Source organism: Streptococcus sanguinis (assembly GCF_050222175.1).
Lineage (GTDB): Bacteria > Bacillota > Bacilli > Lactobacillales > Streptococcaceae > Streptococcus > Streptococcus sanguinis_M.
In genome coordinates, this window is sequence record NZ_CP071420.1 from 1,172,239 (window position 1) to 1,188,663 (window position 16,425).

The 16,425-nt window shown below is 41.4% G+C and carries 15 protein-coding genes; 4 read left to right on the forward strand and 11 right to left on the reverse strand.

The window, feature by feature from the left end; all coding sequences use genetic code 11:
- Window positions 1–2 precede the first annotated feature (2 nt).
- The 4 genes from J1C91_RS05965 to J1C91_RS05980 are packed head-to-tail and all read right to left on the reverse strand — an operon-like array spanning window position 3 to window position 3,104.
- On the reverse strand, window positions 3–593 hold the full coding sequence (locus J1C91_RS05965) for an L-threonylcarbamoyladenylate synthase (protein ID WP_125438685.1): 591 nt from the start codon (window positions 591–593) through the stop codon (window positions 3–5).
- Window positions 586–1,416 carry a peptide chain release factor N(5)-glutamine methyltransferase gene (prmC, locus tag J1C91_RS05970; RefSeq protein WP_125438687.1) on the reverse strand — a complete coding sequence of 277 codons (831 nt, stop codon included), beginning with the start codon at window positions 1,414–1,416 and terminating at the stop codon, window positions 586–588. Before prmC ends, J1C91_RS05965 begins: the two co-directional genes overlap by 8 nt.
- Window positions 1,416–2,495, reverse strand: a complete 1,080-nt coding sequence (prfA, locus tag J1C91_RS05975) for a peptide chain release factor 1 (protein WP_002895522.1) — start codon at window positions 2,493–2,495, stop codon at window positions 1,416–1,418. The genes prmC and prfA overlap by 1 nt, the downstream gene beginning before the upstream one ends.
- A 36-nt stretch (window positions 2,496–2,531) precedes the next feature.
- Window positions 2,532–3,104 carry a thymidine kinase gene (locus tag J1C91_RS05980; RefSeq protein WP_125438689.1) on the reverse strand — a complete coding sequence of 191 codons (573 nt, stop codon included), beginning with the start codon at window positions 3,102–3,104 and terminating at the stop codon, window positions 2,532–2,534.
- Between the two features lie 105 nt (window positions 3,105–3,209).
- On the opposite strand from J1C91_RS05980, the gene J1C91_RS05985 reads away from it, so the two are divergent.
- Window positions 3,210–3,410 carry a 4-oxalocrotonate tautomerase gene (locus J1C91_RS05985; protein ID WP_223310287.1) on the forward strand — a complete coding sequence of 67 codons (201 nt, stop codon included), beginning with the start codon at window positions 3,210–3,212 and terminating at the stop codon, window positions 3,408–3,410.
- A 48-nt stretch (window positions 3,411–3,458) separates the two neighbouring features.
- On the opposite strand, the gene J1C91_RS05990 is transcribed toward J1C91_RS05985, so the two are convergent.
- Genes J1C91_RS05990 through J1C91_RS06005 form a run of 4 tightly spaced genes read right to left on the reverse strand, consistent with a single transcriptional unit; the run spans window position 3,459 to window position 6,802 of the window.
- The gene (locus J1C91_RS05990; protein WP_185761317.1) at window positions 3,459–4,865 is read right to left on the reverse strand and encodes a glycoside hydrolase family 1 protein; all 1,407 of its coding nucleotides are present in this window, start codon (window positions 4,863–4,865) and stop codon (window positions 3,459–3,461) included.
- Entirely contained in the window at window positions 4,862–6,169 is a 1,308-nt protein-coding gene (locus tag J1C91_RS05995; protein ID WP_125438693.1) for a PTS sugar transporter subunit IIC, read from the reverse strand. Before J1C91_RS05995 ends, J1C91_RS05990 begins: the two co-directional genes overlap by 4 nt.
- A 13-nt stretch (window positions 6,170–6,182) precedes the next feature.
- Window positions 6,183–6,473, reverse strand: coding sequence for a PTS sugar transporter subunit IIB (locus tag J1C91_RS06000; RefSeq protein WP_002909758.1), 291 nt, complete (start codon window positions 6,471–6,473; stop codon window positions 6,183–6,185).
- On the reverse strand, window positions 6,470–6,802 hold the full coding sequence (locus J1C91_RS06005; RefSeq protein ID WP_125438695.1) for a PTS lactose/cellobiose transporter subunit IIA: 333 nt from the start codon (window positions 6,800–6,802) through the stop codon (window positions 6,470–6,472). The genes J1C91_RS06000 and J1C91_RS06005 overlap by 4 nt, the downstream gene beginning before the upstream one ends.
- Window positions 6,803–7,174: 372 nt before the next feature.
- Here J1C91_RS06005 and J1C91_RS06010 point away from each other — a divergent pair, with 372 nt between their 5' ends.
- The 3 genes from J1C91_RS06010 to J1C91_RS06020 all read left to right on the forward strand — a co-directional run bounded on the left by J1C91_RS06010 (window position 7,175) and on the right by J1C91_RS06020 (window position 11,158).
- Complete coding sequence (locus J1C91_RS06010) at window positions 7,175–7,612, forward strand: DUF3284 domain-containing protein (RefSeq protein ID WP_004186946.1); 438 nt, start codon at window positions 7,175–7,177, stop codon at window positions 7,610–7,612.
- 83 nt (window positions 7,613–7,695) lie between these two features.
- A complete protein-coding gene (locus J1C91_RS06015) occupies window positions 7,696–9,657 on the forward strand; it encodes a family 20 glycosylhydrolase (protein ID WP_125438697.1) in 1,962 nt (653 codons plus the stop codon).
- Window positions 9,658–9,772: 115 nt separating this feature from the next.
- Complete coding sequence (locus J1C91_RS06020) at window positions 9,773–11,158, forward strand: MATE family efflux transporter (RefSeq protein WP_185761318.1); 1,386 nt, start codon at window positions 9,773–9,775, stop codon at window positions 11,156–11,158.
- A gap of 112 nt (window positions 11,159–11,270) precedes the next feature.
- Here J1C91_RS06020 and J1C91_RS06025 read toward each other — a convergent pair whose 3' ends face one another.
- The 3 genes from J1C91_RS06025 to J1C91_RS06035 all read right to left on the reverse strand — a co-directional run bounded on the left by J1C91_RS06025 (window position 11,271) and on the right by J1C91_RS06035 (window position 16,419).
- Entirely contained in the window at window positions 11,271–13,871 is a 2,601-nt protein-coding gene (locus J1C91_RS06025) for a PRD domain-containing protein (protein ID WP_125438701.1), read from the reverse strand.
- A 243-nt stretch (window positions 13,872–14,114) separates the two neighbouring features.
- Entirely contained in the window at window positions 14,115–15,374 is a 1,260-nt protein-coding gene (locus tag J1C91_RS06030) for a dihydrolipoamide acetyltransferase family protein (RefSeq protein ID WP_125438703.1), read from the reverse strand.
- Window positions 15,375–15,387: 13 nt separating this feature from the next.
- Window positions 15,388–16,419, reverse strand: coding sequence for an alpha-ketoacid dehydrogenase subunit beta (locus J1C91_RS06035; protein ID WP_002915247.1), 1,032 nt, complete (start codon window positions 16,417–16,419; stop codon window positions 15,388–15,390).
- Between the last annotated feature and the right edge of the window lie 6 nt (window positions 16,420–16,425).

Consider the following 16,425-nt stretch of genomic DNA (forward strand, 5'->3'; position numbering starts at 1 on the left):
AGTTAAAATTTTATATCATTTACTTGGGCGAGAATATCCTCGCGAGTAATTGCTCCCTGGCGTAGAATAAGAGCTTTTTCTCCAGACAAGTCTAGAATAGTTGAATCCTGACCTGTCAAAGATGCATCATCTTCTACACCTGAGATCTCTTCTTGAAAATCCATCATAATCTGCTGGAAAGAAGTTCCACTAGCTTTTCCAGAAAGATTGGCGGATGGACCAATCAAGGGACCGTACTTCCGAATCAAGTCCAGGGTAACTGGATGATTAGGAATCCGAAAACCCACGGTTTCCATAGCTGAGTTTATCCAAGCTGGCACTCGGTCATTGGCTTGAAGGATAATAGTCAAAGGCCCAGGCAGAAAGGCTTGATAGAGCTGCTCTAGATAGCAGGGCTGGTTCTTAGAAAAAGCATAAATCTCTTCCAAGCTAGCCACATTGAGATTGAGAGCCTTGTTACGAGGTCTTCGTTTTAATTCGTAGACTCGTTCAACCGCCTCTTGATTCAAAGCTTGGGCAAAGAGGCCATAAACAGTTTCTGTCGGCAGGACGACCGCTCCGCCTGCTGCCAGAGTATTTTCTATCTTATCCATTGTCCATCGCCACCATTCTATCTTTGCCAAATTGATCTTTCAGGATTCGAATTCGTTTGTGCGGGAAGGATTGTTTCAGCAACTCCGCGACGCCGTCTCCTTGCTTGTAACCAATTTCCAGATAGATTTTTCCTTTTTCTGTCAAATAGTCCTCTGCCTGCCCTGCTATTTTCCGATAGACGGCATAGCCATCTTCCTCAGCAAAAAGGGCCATGTGAGGCTCTGAGGTCAGAACATTAAGTCCAACTTCGTCTTTATCCGCTTCTGAAATATAGGGCGGATTGGAAACGATGATGTCAAAGCTCCCACTGATTGCTTCAAAGCAATCGGATTGGACAAAAGTAAGACTAAGATTACAGAACTGAGCGTTTTCTGCCGCCAAGGCAAGAGCATCATTTGACAAATCAGAAGCAGTAATCTTCCAGTCTGGACGGCTGTTTGCTAGTGCAAGAGCAATGGCTCCGCTACCTGTTCCAATATCCAAGACAGACAGAGAGCTTTCGGGATTTTCTGACAAAATCAGCTCCACCAGCTCCTCCGTCTCAGGCCTTGGAATCAACACACGCTCATCAACCTTGAGACTCAAACCTAGAAAGTCACTGCTGCCAATGATATACTGAGCCGGCTTATGGGCAAGCAGCTGCTCTTGAATTGCTTTTAGCTGTTTACGGTCTTCCTGGCTGACTTCTGTCCGAAGTTTGAGAACAAAGTCGGTAAAGGAGAGCTTATTGAGAGCTCGATAAACGAAAGACAGGCTTTCTGCTTCTTCTCCCGCTGCTACTAACTCCTGCTCTAGCTCCGCCAAATATTGAGCCAATGTCATTATTTATTCAGCTCTTCTAGTTTTTGCGTTTGGTCATATAGAACCAGAGCGTCAACGACTTCATCTAATTTCCCAGCTAAAATCGTGTCCAGCTTTTGCAGAGTCAATCCGATACGGTGGTCTGTCACCCGGTTTTGCGGGAAATTATAGGTGCGAATCCGCTCCGAGCGATCGCCAGTACCAATCGTTGACTTGCGCTCTGCATCTTGCTCATCTTGAGCAATTTGAGCAAAGTGGTCTGCCACGCGAGCTCGGATGATTTTCATAGCCTTATCCCTGTTCTTCTGCTGGGTACGCTCTTCCTGCATTTCGACCTTGATATTGGTAGGCAAGTGAACGATACGAACAGCAGTCGCAACCTTATTGACGTTCTGTCCGCCGGCACCTGAAGCATGGTAGATGTCCACCCGCAAATCTTTAGGATCAATGTCGTATTCTACTTCTTCGATTTCTGGCATCACCAAGACAGTTGCCGTTGAGGTATGAACGCGACCCTGGCTCTCGGTCACTGGAACCCGCTGTACGCGATGAGCGCCAGATTCATACTTAAGCTTTGAGTAGACCGACTGGCCTGAGACCATAGCGACCACTTCTTTGATCCCACCTACACCATTGTAAGATGCTTCCATGACTTCAAAGCGCCAGCCCTGGCTCTCAGCATATTTTTGATACATCTGCAAGAGGTCTCCTGCAAACAACTGCGCTTCGTCCCCTCCCGCAGCACCACGGATTTCCAAAATGATATTCTTATCATCATTTGGATCCTTAGGCAAAAGGAGGATTTTTAGTTTTTCCTCGTATTCTTCTTTTTCAGCCTTAGCATCCTTGAGCTCCTGCTTGGCCATTTCCTCCAAGTCCGCATCACCAGAGGCGTCTTTAATCATTTCTTCAGCGTCTGTGATGTTTTGCAGGACTTTTTTGTACTCGCGGTATGCCGTCACTGTATCGCGGGTGCTGGCTTCTTCCTTAGAAAGCTCCATAAAACGCTTGGTATCACTAACTACATCAGGGTCGCTTAGGAGTTCACCAAGTTCTTCGTAGCGATCTTCCACCGCTTGTAACTGTTCATAGATGTTCATAGATTTTTCATCATCTCCTTTATTTCTAACATCGAATTACTTAATATCGGGGTTAAAATAGTGCCTGCGGCAGACTGAGATATAGGTCTCGTGGCCGCCAATTTTAATCTGCTCTCCGTCGTAAACCGGCTTTCCGTTATCAGTCCGTAAAACCATGGTGGCTTTACGAGAACAATATTGGCAAATGGTTTTAATTTCCTCAATCTTGTCAGCCAAGAGTAAGAGGTGCTTGGAGCCTTCAAAAAGTTCATTGCGAAAGTCATTTTTCAGACCAAAAGCCATCACCGGAACATCCAGCTCATCCACCACTCTAGCTAAATCATAGACATGATGGCGTTTCAAGAACTGAGCTTCATCGATTAAAACACAATAAGGTTTTTCAGGCAACTGCTGGATATAGCCATAAATATCTGTCTGGTCTTCAATAGCTATTGCATTTCGCTTCATGCCGATGCGACTGGAAACAACCCCAAAGCCGTCTCTTGTATCGATAGCCGAGGTCATGATGACGACGCTCTTGCCTTGTTCTTCATAATTGTGGGCCACTTTCAAAATTTCAATGGTCTTGCCCGAATTCATCGTGCCATATTTGTAGTATAACTGAGCCATAATTTAAATCTTTGCTAATTCACTATCTCCATTTTTACTTCACATTATTTTACCATAATTCACTATTCTTTAAAACCTCATTTGTGATAAAATAATAATAACGAAATAAAGGAGGCAGAAAATATGCCATTTGTTAGAATTGATTTATTTGAAGGTCGTACTCTGGAGCAGAAAAAAGCTCTCGCCAAGGAAGTAACTGAAGCTGTTGTCAGAAATACAGGCGCACCTCAGTCTGCTGTCCATGTCATCATTAACGACATGCCAGAAGGAACCTACTTCCCACAAGGTCAAATGCGAGAAAAATAAAAAAAGAAAAACCAGTAGTTTATGGAGATATAAACTACTGGCTTTTTTCTATGAATGACTCCTACTGTTATCTCTTTTATTTTCAAATTCTTTAATTAATTTTTGATACCAGTAAAAACTATCTTTTCGAATCCGCTCTAGACTACCACCTTCTTCCTCATCACGGTCTACATAAACAAATCCATAACGCTTGCCATAGCCGTTGAGCCATGAAAGTAAATCTGTGAAAGACCATGTACAATAGCCGATGACTTGGCAACCATCTTCTATGGCATTTTGTACAGCTGTAATATGCTTATCAAGATATTCAATCCGATATGGGTCTTGGATCTTTCTATCTTCCGTTAAGGTATCATACTCTCCTAGCCCATTTTCAGTTATCATAATCGGGATGTCATATCTACTGGTAATCCGCCGTAAAGCAATTCGCAAACCAATTGGATCTATTTCCCACTCCCAGCTAGTACGCTCTAAGTGTTCATTTGGCACATGCTTAAACTGGTCCAGCTCTCCAGCCTCAGCATTCGGTACATTAGCAGCAAAAGTATGGGATTGGTAATAGTTGACGCCTATGAAATCTGGACGGCCTGCTTTTAAAATATCTAAATCTCCTTCTCGGATATCTAATTCTATACCGAATTGATTTTTCAAATATGCTAGAGCAGTCCTTGGATATCGTCCCAATAAATAAGCATCCATCCAATACCAAACATTGACATCCAAAGATTTCTCCATGGCTAGGACATTCTCTGGCCGATTATCCAGAGCATAAAGGACAGGAAAGGCGAAACTTGGACCGATTTGACCTTTTATTTTTAAATCATGGAATCGTTTGATAATCGTCGCATTAGCTAAGTTGACAATGTGATTGACTTGATGCATTCGCTTGATGTCTTTAATCCCTGGTGGGAAATAGCCATCTCTGTAGCCGAGTCCAACAAAGACATTTTGCTCGTTAAGTCCTATCCAATACTTTACTCGATCTCCAAAGTTTTCAAAGAGAACCTCTACATAACACAGGAAATCATTGATTATCTTTCTGGATTCCCAGCCTCCATACTCATCTTGCAGTACTTGAGGCAAATCCCAGTGATAGATTGTGATAATGGGTTCGATATTATATTTGAGAAGTTCATCAATCAGATTTGAATAAAACTCAATCCCTTTCTGGTTAACCTCTCCTCGTCCCTCAGGTAAAATACGGGTCCATGCAATAGAAAATCGATAAGCTTTTAGGCCCATTTCGGCCATCAGTTTAACATCTTCTTTGTAGTGATGATAATGGTCCACTGCCACATCGCCTGTCGTGTTTTTAAAGGTCCTATTAGGCTGGCGGACAAAGGTGTCCCAGATAGACAGACTCTTACCATCTTCATCCCAAGCTCCTTCAACTTGATAGGCTGCTGAAGCCGATCCCCAGAGAAAGTCTCTGGAAAATTTTGTCACATCAATCAAGCTGCTGCACCTCCTTTGGCTTCTAGAGTTTCCATTTCAGCTTCTTGCTTAACCAATTGCTCTTCGTATTTCTTGAAGAATGGATAGTAGATTAACATAGCTGGTAAAATCAAGATATAGTCCCAAACAAAGTTTTGCCAACGAAGGGTGGTTAGATAGTTACTAAAGCCCATTGGCAACTGAGCGCTGACAACAATCCAAGCTGGAATGATAAAGCCTGTTTTGTAAGCAAAATAAGTCAAAATCATCATAATAGGCACATTGAGTACATAAGGGATACAAAGAATTGGGTTGAACATAATTGGCATACCAAATGTTACTGGCTCATTGATACCAAACCACCCAGGAATGAGTGAAATCTTTGATACGGCACTGATTTGTTTAGATTTTGATCGTAAGCCCATCAGGACCAGGGCCCAGGTATTCCCTGTACCACCAACTAAAGCCATGGAAGTGTAGAGTAAGACTGGGAAGAATTGCATTGGCTGACCGTTCGCATGAAGAGCAGCATTGGTTGTTGCCGCTTGAATCCCAAGCGGAGAAATGAGTGGAATAATGATGAGGGTACCATGAATACCGAAGCACCAAAGAATCAGCGCTAACATACAAAGCATCACAATACCTGGAACAGATGATACAGCGCCAAGCGGTGCACGCAAGAGAGCCATAAAACCAGACGGAACATTATAAGCTCCTGCTGTCAAGGCTCCAATTCCAACATTCAGCAAGAGGAAGAGAGTGATGGAGAAGAATACCGGCAGAATAGAGCCGAAACTATCTTGCAAGAACTGCGGCACAACATCGGGCATCTTTATTTTAATATCTTTTTCATAACAGAATTTTTCAATCTGTACGACTACAAAGACAATAAAGAAGCTGATAAACATACCTTGTGAGCCGAGATAGTCTAATTGCAGACCGGAGAATTCTTCAGTATCAACAAAAGCTCCTGCTACCAGCATGAAAGTAACTGCTGTATCAACCGCGGCCATAATAGGGGATTTTAATTTCAAATTCTTAGCATAATGATAAGCAAAGAAGATAGCAACCCAGATAGAGATAAAATCCATTGAATAGCGGAAAGGCAAGGTCAATGTATTATACACTGCATCCCCTGTTTTGAACCAACCTAGAGCTGTTTCGTTTCCAATTGCAGCTAAAACTTGAAATAAGGAACCCACGGTAATCAATCCCAAGAGAGATCCTAATCCAGCTTGTAAAGACTGTATAAACACATTGTTGGCCAGTTTATAACCAATTTCCTGAAGTTTGGTCATAAATTTACTGTTAAAGAATTTTTCCATTAGAAAAACCTCCTTAAGATATTGCTTTAATTAATTGAAAGATATTCTTACAATCTCCCATTGCATAATCCATGGCTGGAATGGTAGCAACAGGTTTTGATACTGTCTCTTTGACCGAATCAAGTTTATAAGAGACCTGAGGGCCTAATAAAATCACATCATAATCCTGAGCATAATCTTGATAGTCCATCAATCCGACCGCTTTGATATCGAGGTCAATACCTTGGTCATTTGCATATTGCTCCATTTTTTTCATCAGGATGCTCGTGGACATACCAGCTGCACATATTAATAAGATTTTCATTGTCTTTCTCCTTCTAGATTGGAATACAGCTCAATCATCTCAGTGATAAGGTCAATGGCCAAAAGACTGGTCATAAAATGGTCTTGCGCATGAACAAGCAGTATACTCAACTGATGACCGTTTCCTTGTGCTTCTTCCTGCAATAAATCTGTTTGGGAATGATGGGCCTTTAAAATAACACTATTTGCCTCATCCATTAATTCCTTAGCTGCATCGAATTCTGCTAGTTTTGCTTTTTTAAGTGCTTCAAAAGCTAAGGATCGGGCTGCACCAGAATTAGCAATTAAGGACATGGCAATAATCTCCGCTGAACTATTCCATTCTTCCATACAAATTCCTCCTTTCAATTTGACTTCTTACCCAAAGTTTACTATAGCTCTATTCTACTGTCAAAAGCGTTTATATTGTCTTAATATACAGTTTTCTAGCTTAGTGTATCCATTTTCAAATGCCATTCATACTCAATTTATTATAAAAAATTTAAAGCAATAGTTTCTTACGTGCTTTACCTCAGGTACTCTGTTATTTTTAAATAGTTCCTTTAATATATTTTAGAACCTATCGTAAAATTAGTGTATAAAAATTAATCGTTTTTTATGATAATGTATAATACAAAGCTAAAGAGTATAAAATTCAATTAAAATCCGTCTCTTTTTCCCTAGGGGGTTACTTTCCTCAAAGGCTTATTATATACTTAATTTATGAAGATTATTAGAGAACTCCAAGTCACTTCAGATGAATTTTATGACTTCTTGGAAAGCGAGTTTCTGAATCAAATCAATCAAACTGACAATCAAACAAAAAAGATAGATAGGTTAAAGAAAGGACTTCGTTACTCAAAATTGTCAGACAATGTCTATACCAAGACTGATTATGAGATTCTGGACTATCGTCGCCATGAAACCTACGTCATTCAAATCTCGTCCCACAGTGAAAAAACGATTACTTCCTACAAGACCAAGCTTTGCTCAAAAGGGCTTGAGGTTACGCTAGAGCAAGAACAAAATAAATTGACAAAAAATTCAAAAAGCAAGCTTATCAAGTGGATGGGAGAGCTTCTCTACTTTGGTCGCCTTTCGGAAAATCTTTATAAGATTCAAGGGGAAATTGAGAAGGCTAGAAAAGTGAAAACTCAGTAAAAAGCAAATCCGATCCATACCTTCTTTTCTGCGCCCAGATTTTTTATGACTCGCAGATATTCAGATAGTTCAAGGAGTAGATTATGAAACAAGGCATCACACCTCAATATTGGAAACAAGAAAACAACGGTCGCTATTTCACTAAAGAAACTCAAATATTTAGTCCACTTCCTATTTTGACCGACACTTTACTGGCTCATCCAAAAGTAAGAAATGATGGCCAGCTGGCTTTCCCTGCCATTCATTTCATAGAAGGGATTTCCCGAGAAGTCGGACAAGAGGTCATGCAGTCCTTTTCACTTCCCTATCCATCCAACCCTGAAGCGCACATCGTAAAGGTTGCTCAAGACGGCATTTTCGTTTATGCCTTATCCCAGCGTGGCTTATTTTATGGGGCAATTTCAATTATCCAAATGTTGCAGGATGGCTACTTACATTATGGCTTGGCCTACGACGAACCCGTCTGTTCCGAGCGTGGCCTCAAGGTCTTTTTACCGTCTCGTAAGAATATGGATTTCTTCAAGCGATTTGTGGATATGCTCGCTTTCTTCAAGTACAATACCCTCATGATTGAAATCGGCGGTGCTATGGAATATAAAAAACACCCTGAAATTAATCAAGAGTGGATTAAATATTGTGCTGATATGGCTGAATACTCTGGCAAGACCAAAGAAATCCAAGACTATACCTTCCCTTGGTACAAGAATGCCATTCACATGGAGAATGGTGACGGGGAGTTTCTAAGTCAAAATGATGTGAAAGATCTGGTCCTCTACTGTAAGGAACGATTTTTTGAAGTGATTCCTGAGGTACCCTCTCTTGGCCACTGTGACTACCTGATGCTTGGCCACCCTGAAATCGCTGAAATCCCTGAAGATCCTCATCCGGACACTTACTGCCCATCAAATCCTGCCTCTTATGAACTCCTCTTTGATGTTCTGGATGAAATCATTGAGGTCTTTGAACCTGAAGTAATCAATATCGGGCATGATGAATACTATTCAATTGCCATGTGTGAGCGTTGCAAAGGGAAGGCTGGAGCTGATATCTTTGCAGAGGACATTATCAAGATTTATGACCACCTCAAGCAGAAAAATGTCCGAACCATGATTTGGGGAGACAAGTTACTGAAAAATGCTATCGTTCCTGATGCGGGGCCTTTTGGTGGAGCAGAAATCATCATGTATACTCCTCAGTTCAAAAAAGATACAGGCAAAAAAGTTGGCATCATGCCGGCAACCTGGCAGGCCATTCACCAGATTCCCAAAGATGTCGAGATTCTCCATTGGCTCTGGAGTTTGGATGAAAAACTGGAAGATGAAGTCTTGGAAGAAGGCTTTAACATCCGTTATGGTAATTTTGAAGGCTATCTCTTTCCACATTGGGCTGAGCACTTGAAGAAGGGGAGCAAGGGAGCTATCATCTCCAACTGGAGCACCTTAAATGAGGTAATCCTGCAGAGAAATGTCATTTTCTTCGGCTTGGCCTATGCTTACGAGATGTTTTGGAATCATGACTATCGTGATGAAGACTATGCGACTATCCGTGATAAAACCTTATCTTATCTCTTCCATTACCACTATCCCGACCTGCAAAACCACACGCGCAGTCTTGAAGCACTGGCGCATCCCAGCTGGATTGAAGTTGGCTATACTACAGACTATTTTGTGGAATACCAATGGTTTGTGGATGGCGTCTTCCCTGAAATGGAAACCTATCAAATCGGAAATATCCTACTAACCTATACTGATCAAACCGAGTTCACTGTTCCCATTATCTTTGGAGAAAATATTGGCAAAACAAGTGTTGAATGGGATCGGACTACCAATACCAACCCTTTACCTGGTGAACCTATCTATAAAGTAGATGAGCAATTATTTGAAGTCTCGCTTAGCACCAAACCTTATCAAAAAGATCAACAAACTTTCTTCGCATTTCCTATTCAAAACCCTTATCCTGAAAAGGAATTGAAGAATGTAGAGGTTCAAACAGAAGCTGACAAAGATTGTCAAATTTTTGTTGATCAAATTGCCTATTATCACTAAACTTGAGGCTTATTTCAAGCTATCAAGTAGAAAGAGCGAAGTTTATGAGGAATCAGAATCATCCAATTCAAAAAGAACAGATACTTTCTAGACATCGGCTTACTGGACATACTGATTGCTTATCCTATTTGAAACGAAGGGAGGTGAGACAGTGAGTGAAAAGAAAACATTTCTGAAACAATTCTTACGTCTCAGCCTACCGTTTTCTCTTCAATTTCTACTGGCCAGCGCTGTCAATCTAGCTGATGTTGTCATGATTGGCCAGCTAGGGGAAAAACAAATCGCAGCTGCTGGCGCTGCCAACCAGATTTTCTTCCTCTTGACTATTGTACAGTTTGGTATTGGTAGCGGAGCTTCTGTCTTCATAGCCCAATACTGGGGAGCCCAGCGAATTGCTGATATGAGAAAAACCTTGGGATTAGTCTATATGCTGAGTGGAATCATCTCCGTTTCCTTTACCTTAGTCGCTTTACTCTTTCCCAAGCAACTGATTGGCTTTTATATCCATGATACCGAAGCTATTCAGTTGGGTGCCCAGTACCTATCTATCGTCTCCTGGACCTACCTGATGACAGCTATCACAACCTCCTTGGCCACCATGTGTCGCTGTAGTAACGAAGTTTTCTTACCAACTCTTGCAAGTCTCCTATCCATGGCGACCAATATCATTGGCAATGCCGTCCTTATTTTTGGACTGATTGGATTTCCTAAACTTGGACTGGTTGGTGCTGCTATTGCTACCTTTATTGCTCGATTGCTGGAGCTTTGCTGGTTAGTATTTGGTGTCTATCGAACAAGGATGGCTGGAGCCGCTAGTATAGCTGAACTCTTTGCCTTCCACAAAGACTTTATTTATCAATTTTTGAAAAAAACCTTGCCAGTCGTCTTCAATGAAGGCGCCTGGTCTCTTGGAACATCAATTGGCTTGGCTATTATCGGACTATTAGGTACTGAAGTGGTGGCCTCCACCCAGATTGCTAGCGCCATTGCCCAAATTGGTTTTGTCTTTGTACGCGGTGCAGGAAATGCCGTAGCTGTTATGCTAGGCAATACCATCGGAGAGAATCAAATAGAAAAAGCCTTACAAGATGCCAAGCGCTTCTTACTTCTATTACCTCTCATCGGGCTCATCGTCAGCATCCTACTCATCTGGGCCATGCCCTTAGCCCTGAAACTCTACAACTTAAGCAATCAGACAGAGCAGCTAACCATCCTGATGATTCAGTTAAATGCCCTATTGTTTATCCCAAAAGCTTTTAGTGTTGTTTTAATCGTCGGGATTTTACGTAGCGGAGGCGATACCAACTATGCCTGCCTGCTAGATGTTTTACCTGTCTGGCTCTTCAGCATTCCACTTGGCTATGCTCTGGTTAGTCTGCAGGCTCCCATTTGGCTAATCTTTCTTGTGATAAATGGCGAAGATATTCTCAAACCAATCTGGGGCATCCCTCGTGTTTTCTCAGGAAAATGGCTGCATAATCTTGTGCAAGAGCGCATGTAAAAAAGCATCTAAATCACAACATTACCACAGAAATCGGAAGTGCAAATCCCGACTAAACAGGGTAATGAGAGTTAGGTGCTTTTTTATTGGTTTGCTACTCTAACATACAATTTTATAATTTGCGCAGCATCTGAATTAAAACACTGACCTCTGCGTCATCTATAAGAATCTTAAAGTTTCGCTCCACTGTTCGGATGATTTTCCTAATGTGCTTATAATCATCAGGGAATTTTTCGATAACACCAGCAATTTCTTTACTGCTCTTCTTCAGGCATTCTCCTGAAAGGGTCCGCTCCACTAGACACGCAATATGAACAAACAAACCTATTGTTTGCTCCTCTGTCAGCTGATAATAAAAATCAAATTCATCTAAAATAGCAGGAAGAATCTTTTTAATCTTAGCTAAGGAAGTATAGACAAATTGCTCTTCTAAAAATTGGTAAACTTTCTCATAATCGTAGCTATTGACAGAGGTCGGTACAAACATCAATAATTTATCTAAGTGCTCCTTGGGCTGCTCAAAAACATCTTTAATGGAAATGAAAGGGATACCCATAATTTGAGGGTCGAAAGTTCCAACAAAAGCATGAACTTGATAGGTCTTTCTTAAGGCCATCACTTCCTCAATCAACATCTCCTTATTAGCAACTGACAAAGCAATGACACGGTAACCCAGTTTTGAATACTGATCAAGATAGTGCTTGAGCTGAAGAGAACCGCCTTCGCTGGTATAACAGAGTGTAATGATGATTTTTTCTTGGTCCCGATTTTTATAAAGCTGATTCATTTCCATATGAAAAGCGTGAAAGACACTGTCAATATCATTTTCTATCAAACAGCGCCGTGCAATCCCCATGCCAATCATAGTAATAGGAATTTCAAATTCTCTGATTTTAATCAGAGTTTCTTCTCGAATTTTATCCAGCATTTCTTTAATTGATCCCATATCATAGAGGACGATGACACCTAAACCTTGGTCTAGCCCCTCAATTCTCTCTTTTAATTTTCGATAGCTTTCCTCTAGAGATTCTTCTAATAGAATATCAAAGCCATACACTTGGCTATTTTTGGTCAACATCTTGGTTGACTCAGCCAAGGACTTGGCAACCCCTTTACCGTGCAGGACATAGAGCAAGATAGGTCGTAGACTATCTTGTTTCTTTTCGGATTCAATAATAAACATGGTTAGGATGACGATTTCATCTATTGGAACAGCTAGTTGAAATCTTGTTTCTAGCTGCCTGGCAAATTTAGAACATTGTGCATACTCTATTGGATAATCCCGAATCACTTTCACAATAGCATCATTATCCAATTGCCGATTCAACGATCCTTTCTGCTTAATCATCGCATTGATATGAAGACTGATACCGTAATATGCCGTCGAATTAAGCTCTATATTGAGTTCTTTTTGAACAGATAGAACAAAAGCTTGTACCAACTGAATCACTTCAGCAGAAACAATCGTCTCAAGCTGATTAAGATTTTCTAACTCATCTTCTTTCTCAACAAAAGGTTTGTATTCAATATAGCTTTGAATATAGTTTCTCACTGCCTCAAAAACATCATCCTGCTCAATGCCTCTTTCTGATAACTGAGAATATTCTGATTTAATTTTGTTATATAAATCATCCGACTCTTGCTCTGGAAAATCCAGCAATCCCAACTCCTTATCATAAATCAGCACCTTACGTTTGCCAATCAATTCATCGATTTTAACTACATTATGACTACCTAAATGCCGAATTCCTTGATAAGGAATGGGTAAATCGTCATTACAAAGTGTTAAATCTTTTAGCTCCGACCTCAGACTTCTTACAAAAGCATTGGCACAAGCAGTTCGAACTGCATATTCTAATTCTTTTATATTGCTAATATTCGCTGATAGGATGAAGGAATGAATGACATCACGCGGTACTTGAATATCATGCGCAGAATTCTTTGATTCGATAGCTAAAAAGTAATTTAGTAACTCTAGCTTTTCACTAATCGGTCGATTCGGATAAGAAGGCAGCTGGATTACAACAGGAAGTTTATTGGATAAATGTTCAGATAGCTTAGCGCTACTTCCGATAATTACCAAACCTTTCTTCTGACGTCTCTTTTGTTCTCCTTCTCTGTGATTCAGCCAGGAAATCAATCTATTTTGATCCGCCGAAGATAGAACCTGTATGTTATCTATAAATAAAATTCCTTCTGCCACTTTCTCAAATACAGACTTCGTCCCCTCTGAGCCAAATAACAACTTCAGCAAATCATCCAGAACATCAATATAGTCTAAGCAGTTAATTTTTTCAAACAACTGAGGTTTACTAATCGCCTGATTTTGAATAGCAAACGCTATCATTTTATTAACGAAGTGAGTTCTACCAGCACCAATCTCGGATAAAATGAGTACAGGAAGAGCATAATTTGGGTATAAAATAGCTGCCTGTGCTAACTGGATGGCTGTTCGCAAACTGCCATTTTCACCTATAATGCTTGGAAAATCCAAAGGATTTTCTACAAATACCTCTTTTAACTTGTATTGAACTGGCCGTGTATTTCCTTTAACGAGTATCCCTTCTTTTACCAATTGATTCAAAATAGTGCTCACATTTGAGCGTTGCATTCCTAAAGCAGCAGCAATTACTTTCGTTTCAAGACCTTGCTTATTATTCTTTAGTAATTCTTGCTCTAGATATTCTAAGACTAGTGTTTTGGCAACCTTCATATTCTACCTCACTGATATTTTTCTCCCATTATCGTCATTCAATTTATCTTATACTGCAGCTTTATTCACCTACTTAGAGCCTTAGAACTTACTCCCTATTATCCTGTCATTTCCTTATCTAAACATTATAAATTTGAAGCAAGAGGATGATAGAATACATAAAGGCCAACTGTTAATGAGTGATATAAACAGCTGGCCTTTTTCTTTATCATTTAGGAATGAAATTCTTTATTCATTCTTTTATCAGAAAACCAAATCGTAAGGAGACTCCAATTTGTCCGCTAGACTGGCTAGAAACTCCGCTGCGGGCTGACCATCTACGACTTGATGGTCGAAAGTCAAACTGAGCGGCAGGAATTTCTGCTCACAGACCTGTCCTTGGCTGTCTAGAGCCAGCGCCGTTTGCAGGGCACCAACTCCTAAAATCGCCACTTCTGGTGTATTTAAGATAGGAGTGAAATACTCAATCCCTGCTGCCCCGAGATTGGTAATACTGAAGGTTGAACCTGAGTAAAGAGCTGGATCTAAAGTGCCTTTACGAGCTTGGGTGGCCTCTGTTTTGATAGCTAAGCCCAAGTCAGCCAGCGTTAGCTTATCCACGTGACGAATGACCGGAACCACCAAACCATCACTTAGTGCCGTCGCGATACCAATATGAATATCTTCTACTTCCTGATATTGACCATTGAAATACCAGGCGTTGAGCTGAGGGTGATCTTTCAACGCCTTGGCAACAGCCTTTGTAAGCAGGGTCGTGATGCTGATTTCTCCGTTTTCTAGTGGAGAAGCCACCTTATCCTTCATATCCTGTCTAAAGGCCATCAGCTGACTAATATCCACCTTACGGTGCAAGGCGACCTGAGCAGATGCTTGCAGACTGGTCATCATCCGCTCTGCAATAGTCTTACGCATACCTGTCAATCCTGCGCCATAGTCAGCCTGACTAGCCGGCTGAAGGATCGCAGAGCTATTTTCAGGTGTTTGGTTTGGAAGCGCCTCTGGTTTATAGTTTTCCACATCCCGTCGGGTAATGCGGCCCTTGCCTCCCGTTCCTGAAATCATGGAAATATCATACCCTTTTTCCTTAGCAATCTTGCGGGCCAGCGGAGTGATGAAAATACGTCCTTTTTCATTTTTTCCGACAGTGTTGGAACTTGCTGCCACTGTTTTTTCAGCTAGTTCAGACCCTGCATCAGCTGCCCCCTTTTCACTTTCTGACTTATTCGCAGAGGCTTCTTCTGTCTCCATACCTGGAATAGATTCTCCTGCTTCGCCAATCCAAGCAATTACTTTCTTGCAAGGGACAGTATCTCCCGCCTGACTGATAATTTTTAAAATCACTCCTGCGCTTGGCGCCTCTACATCGCTGGTCAATTTTTCAGAACTGATTTCCAAGACAGGCTGACCAGCAGCTACGGTGTCGCCTTCCTTGACCAGCCAGTTATTTATCAGACCTTCGGTCATTGTTAAGCCTAGCTTAGGCATTACAATTTCTGTAGCCATACTTGCCTCCCTTCTATCTCTTCAGATCGTCAATCAATTCTGCTGCAACAGTCAGAACCTTATCAGCGTTAGGGATATAAAGCTGTTCCAAATTCACTGCAAATGGTACCGGCACATTTGGCGCGCAGACGCATTTTACCGGGCCATCAAGATAATCAAAGCATTTATCAGTCACTACAGCTGCAATATCCGTCGCTGTGTTATTATGAGGGTTGGATTCATCAACGATAATCAGCCGTCCAGTTTTCTTGACTGATTCAAAGACAGTCTCCTCATCCCAAGGAGCTACTGTTCTCAAGTCAATCACTTCGACCGAAACACCATCTTTTTCCAAGCGATCCGCTACCTCATAAGCAACATAAAGCATTTTACCGATAGTAACGATAGTGAGGTCTGTTCCTTCACGGCGGACAGCAGCCTTTCCAATTGGAACTGTATAATATTCTTCTGGTACCTCTCCCTTGATACCATAGAGAGTCTTATCTTCTGAATAAATCACGATATTGTCGTCTTCAATGGAAGCCAGCAGTAACCCTTTAGCATCATACGGAGTTGCTGGAACAACTACCTTTATACCAGGAATGGATCCAAAGAGACCGTAATATGAACCCGAGTGTTGAGCTGCAGCCGAAGCTCCTGCCCCATGCATGGTCCGCATTGTCATCGGAACCTTGGCCTTACCGCCAAACATATAGCGCATTTTTGAGCCTTGCCCCAGAATGGCGTCAAAGCAGAAACCGATAAAGTCATTGAACATCAGCTCCGGTACTGGCCGCAAGCCAGTCAGAGCCATTCCAACAGAAGCTGACACGTATCCGTGCTCAGAAATTGGAGTGTCAATTACCCGCTCTCGACCATATTTTGGCATAAGCCCTTTGGTCACACCCATTACACCACCCCAAGCATCTTCGTTTTCTTCTTCCAAGTGCTTGATTGTTACACCGCCAGCAATATCTTCTCCCAGAAGGATTACGGTGTCATCTTTTGCCATTGCCTGATCCAGCGCTTCATTGATTGCTTTCATAAATAACAGTTGTCTAGCCATTTGATC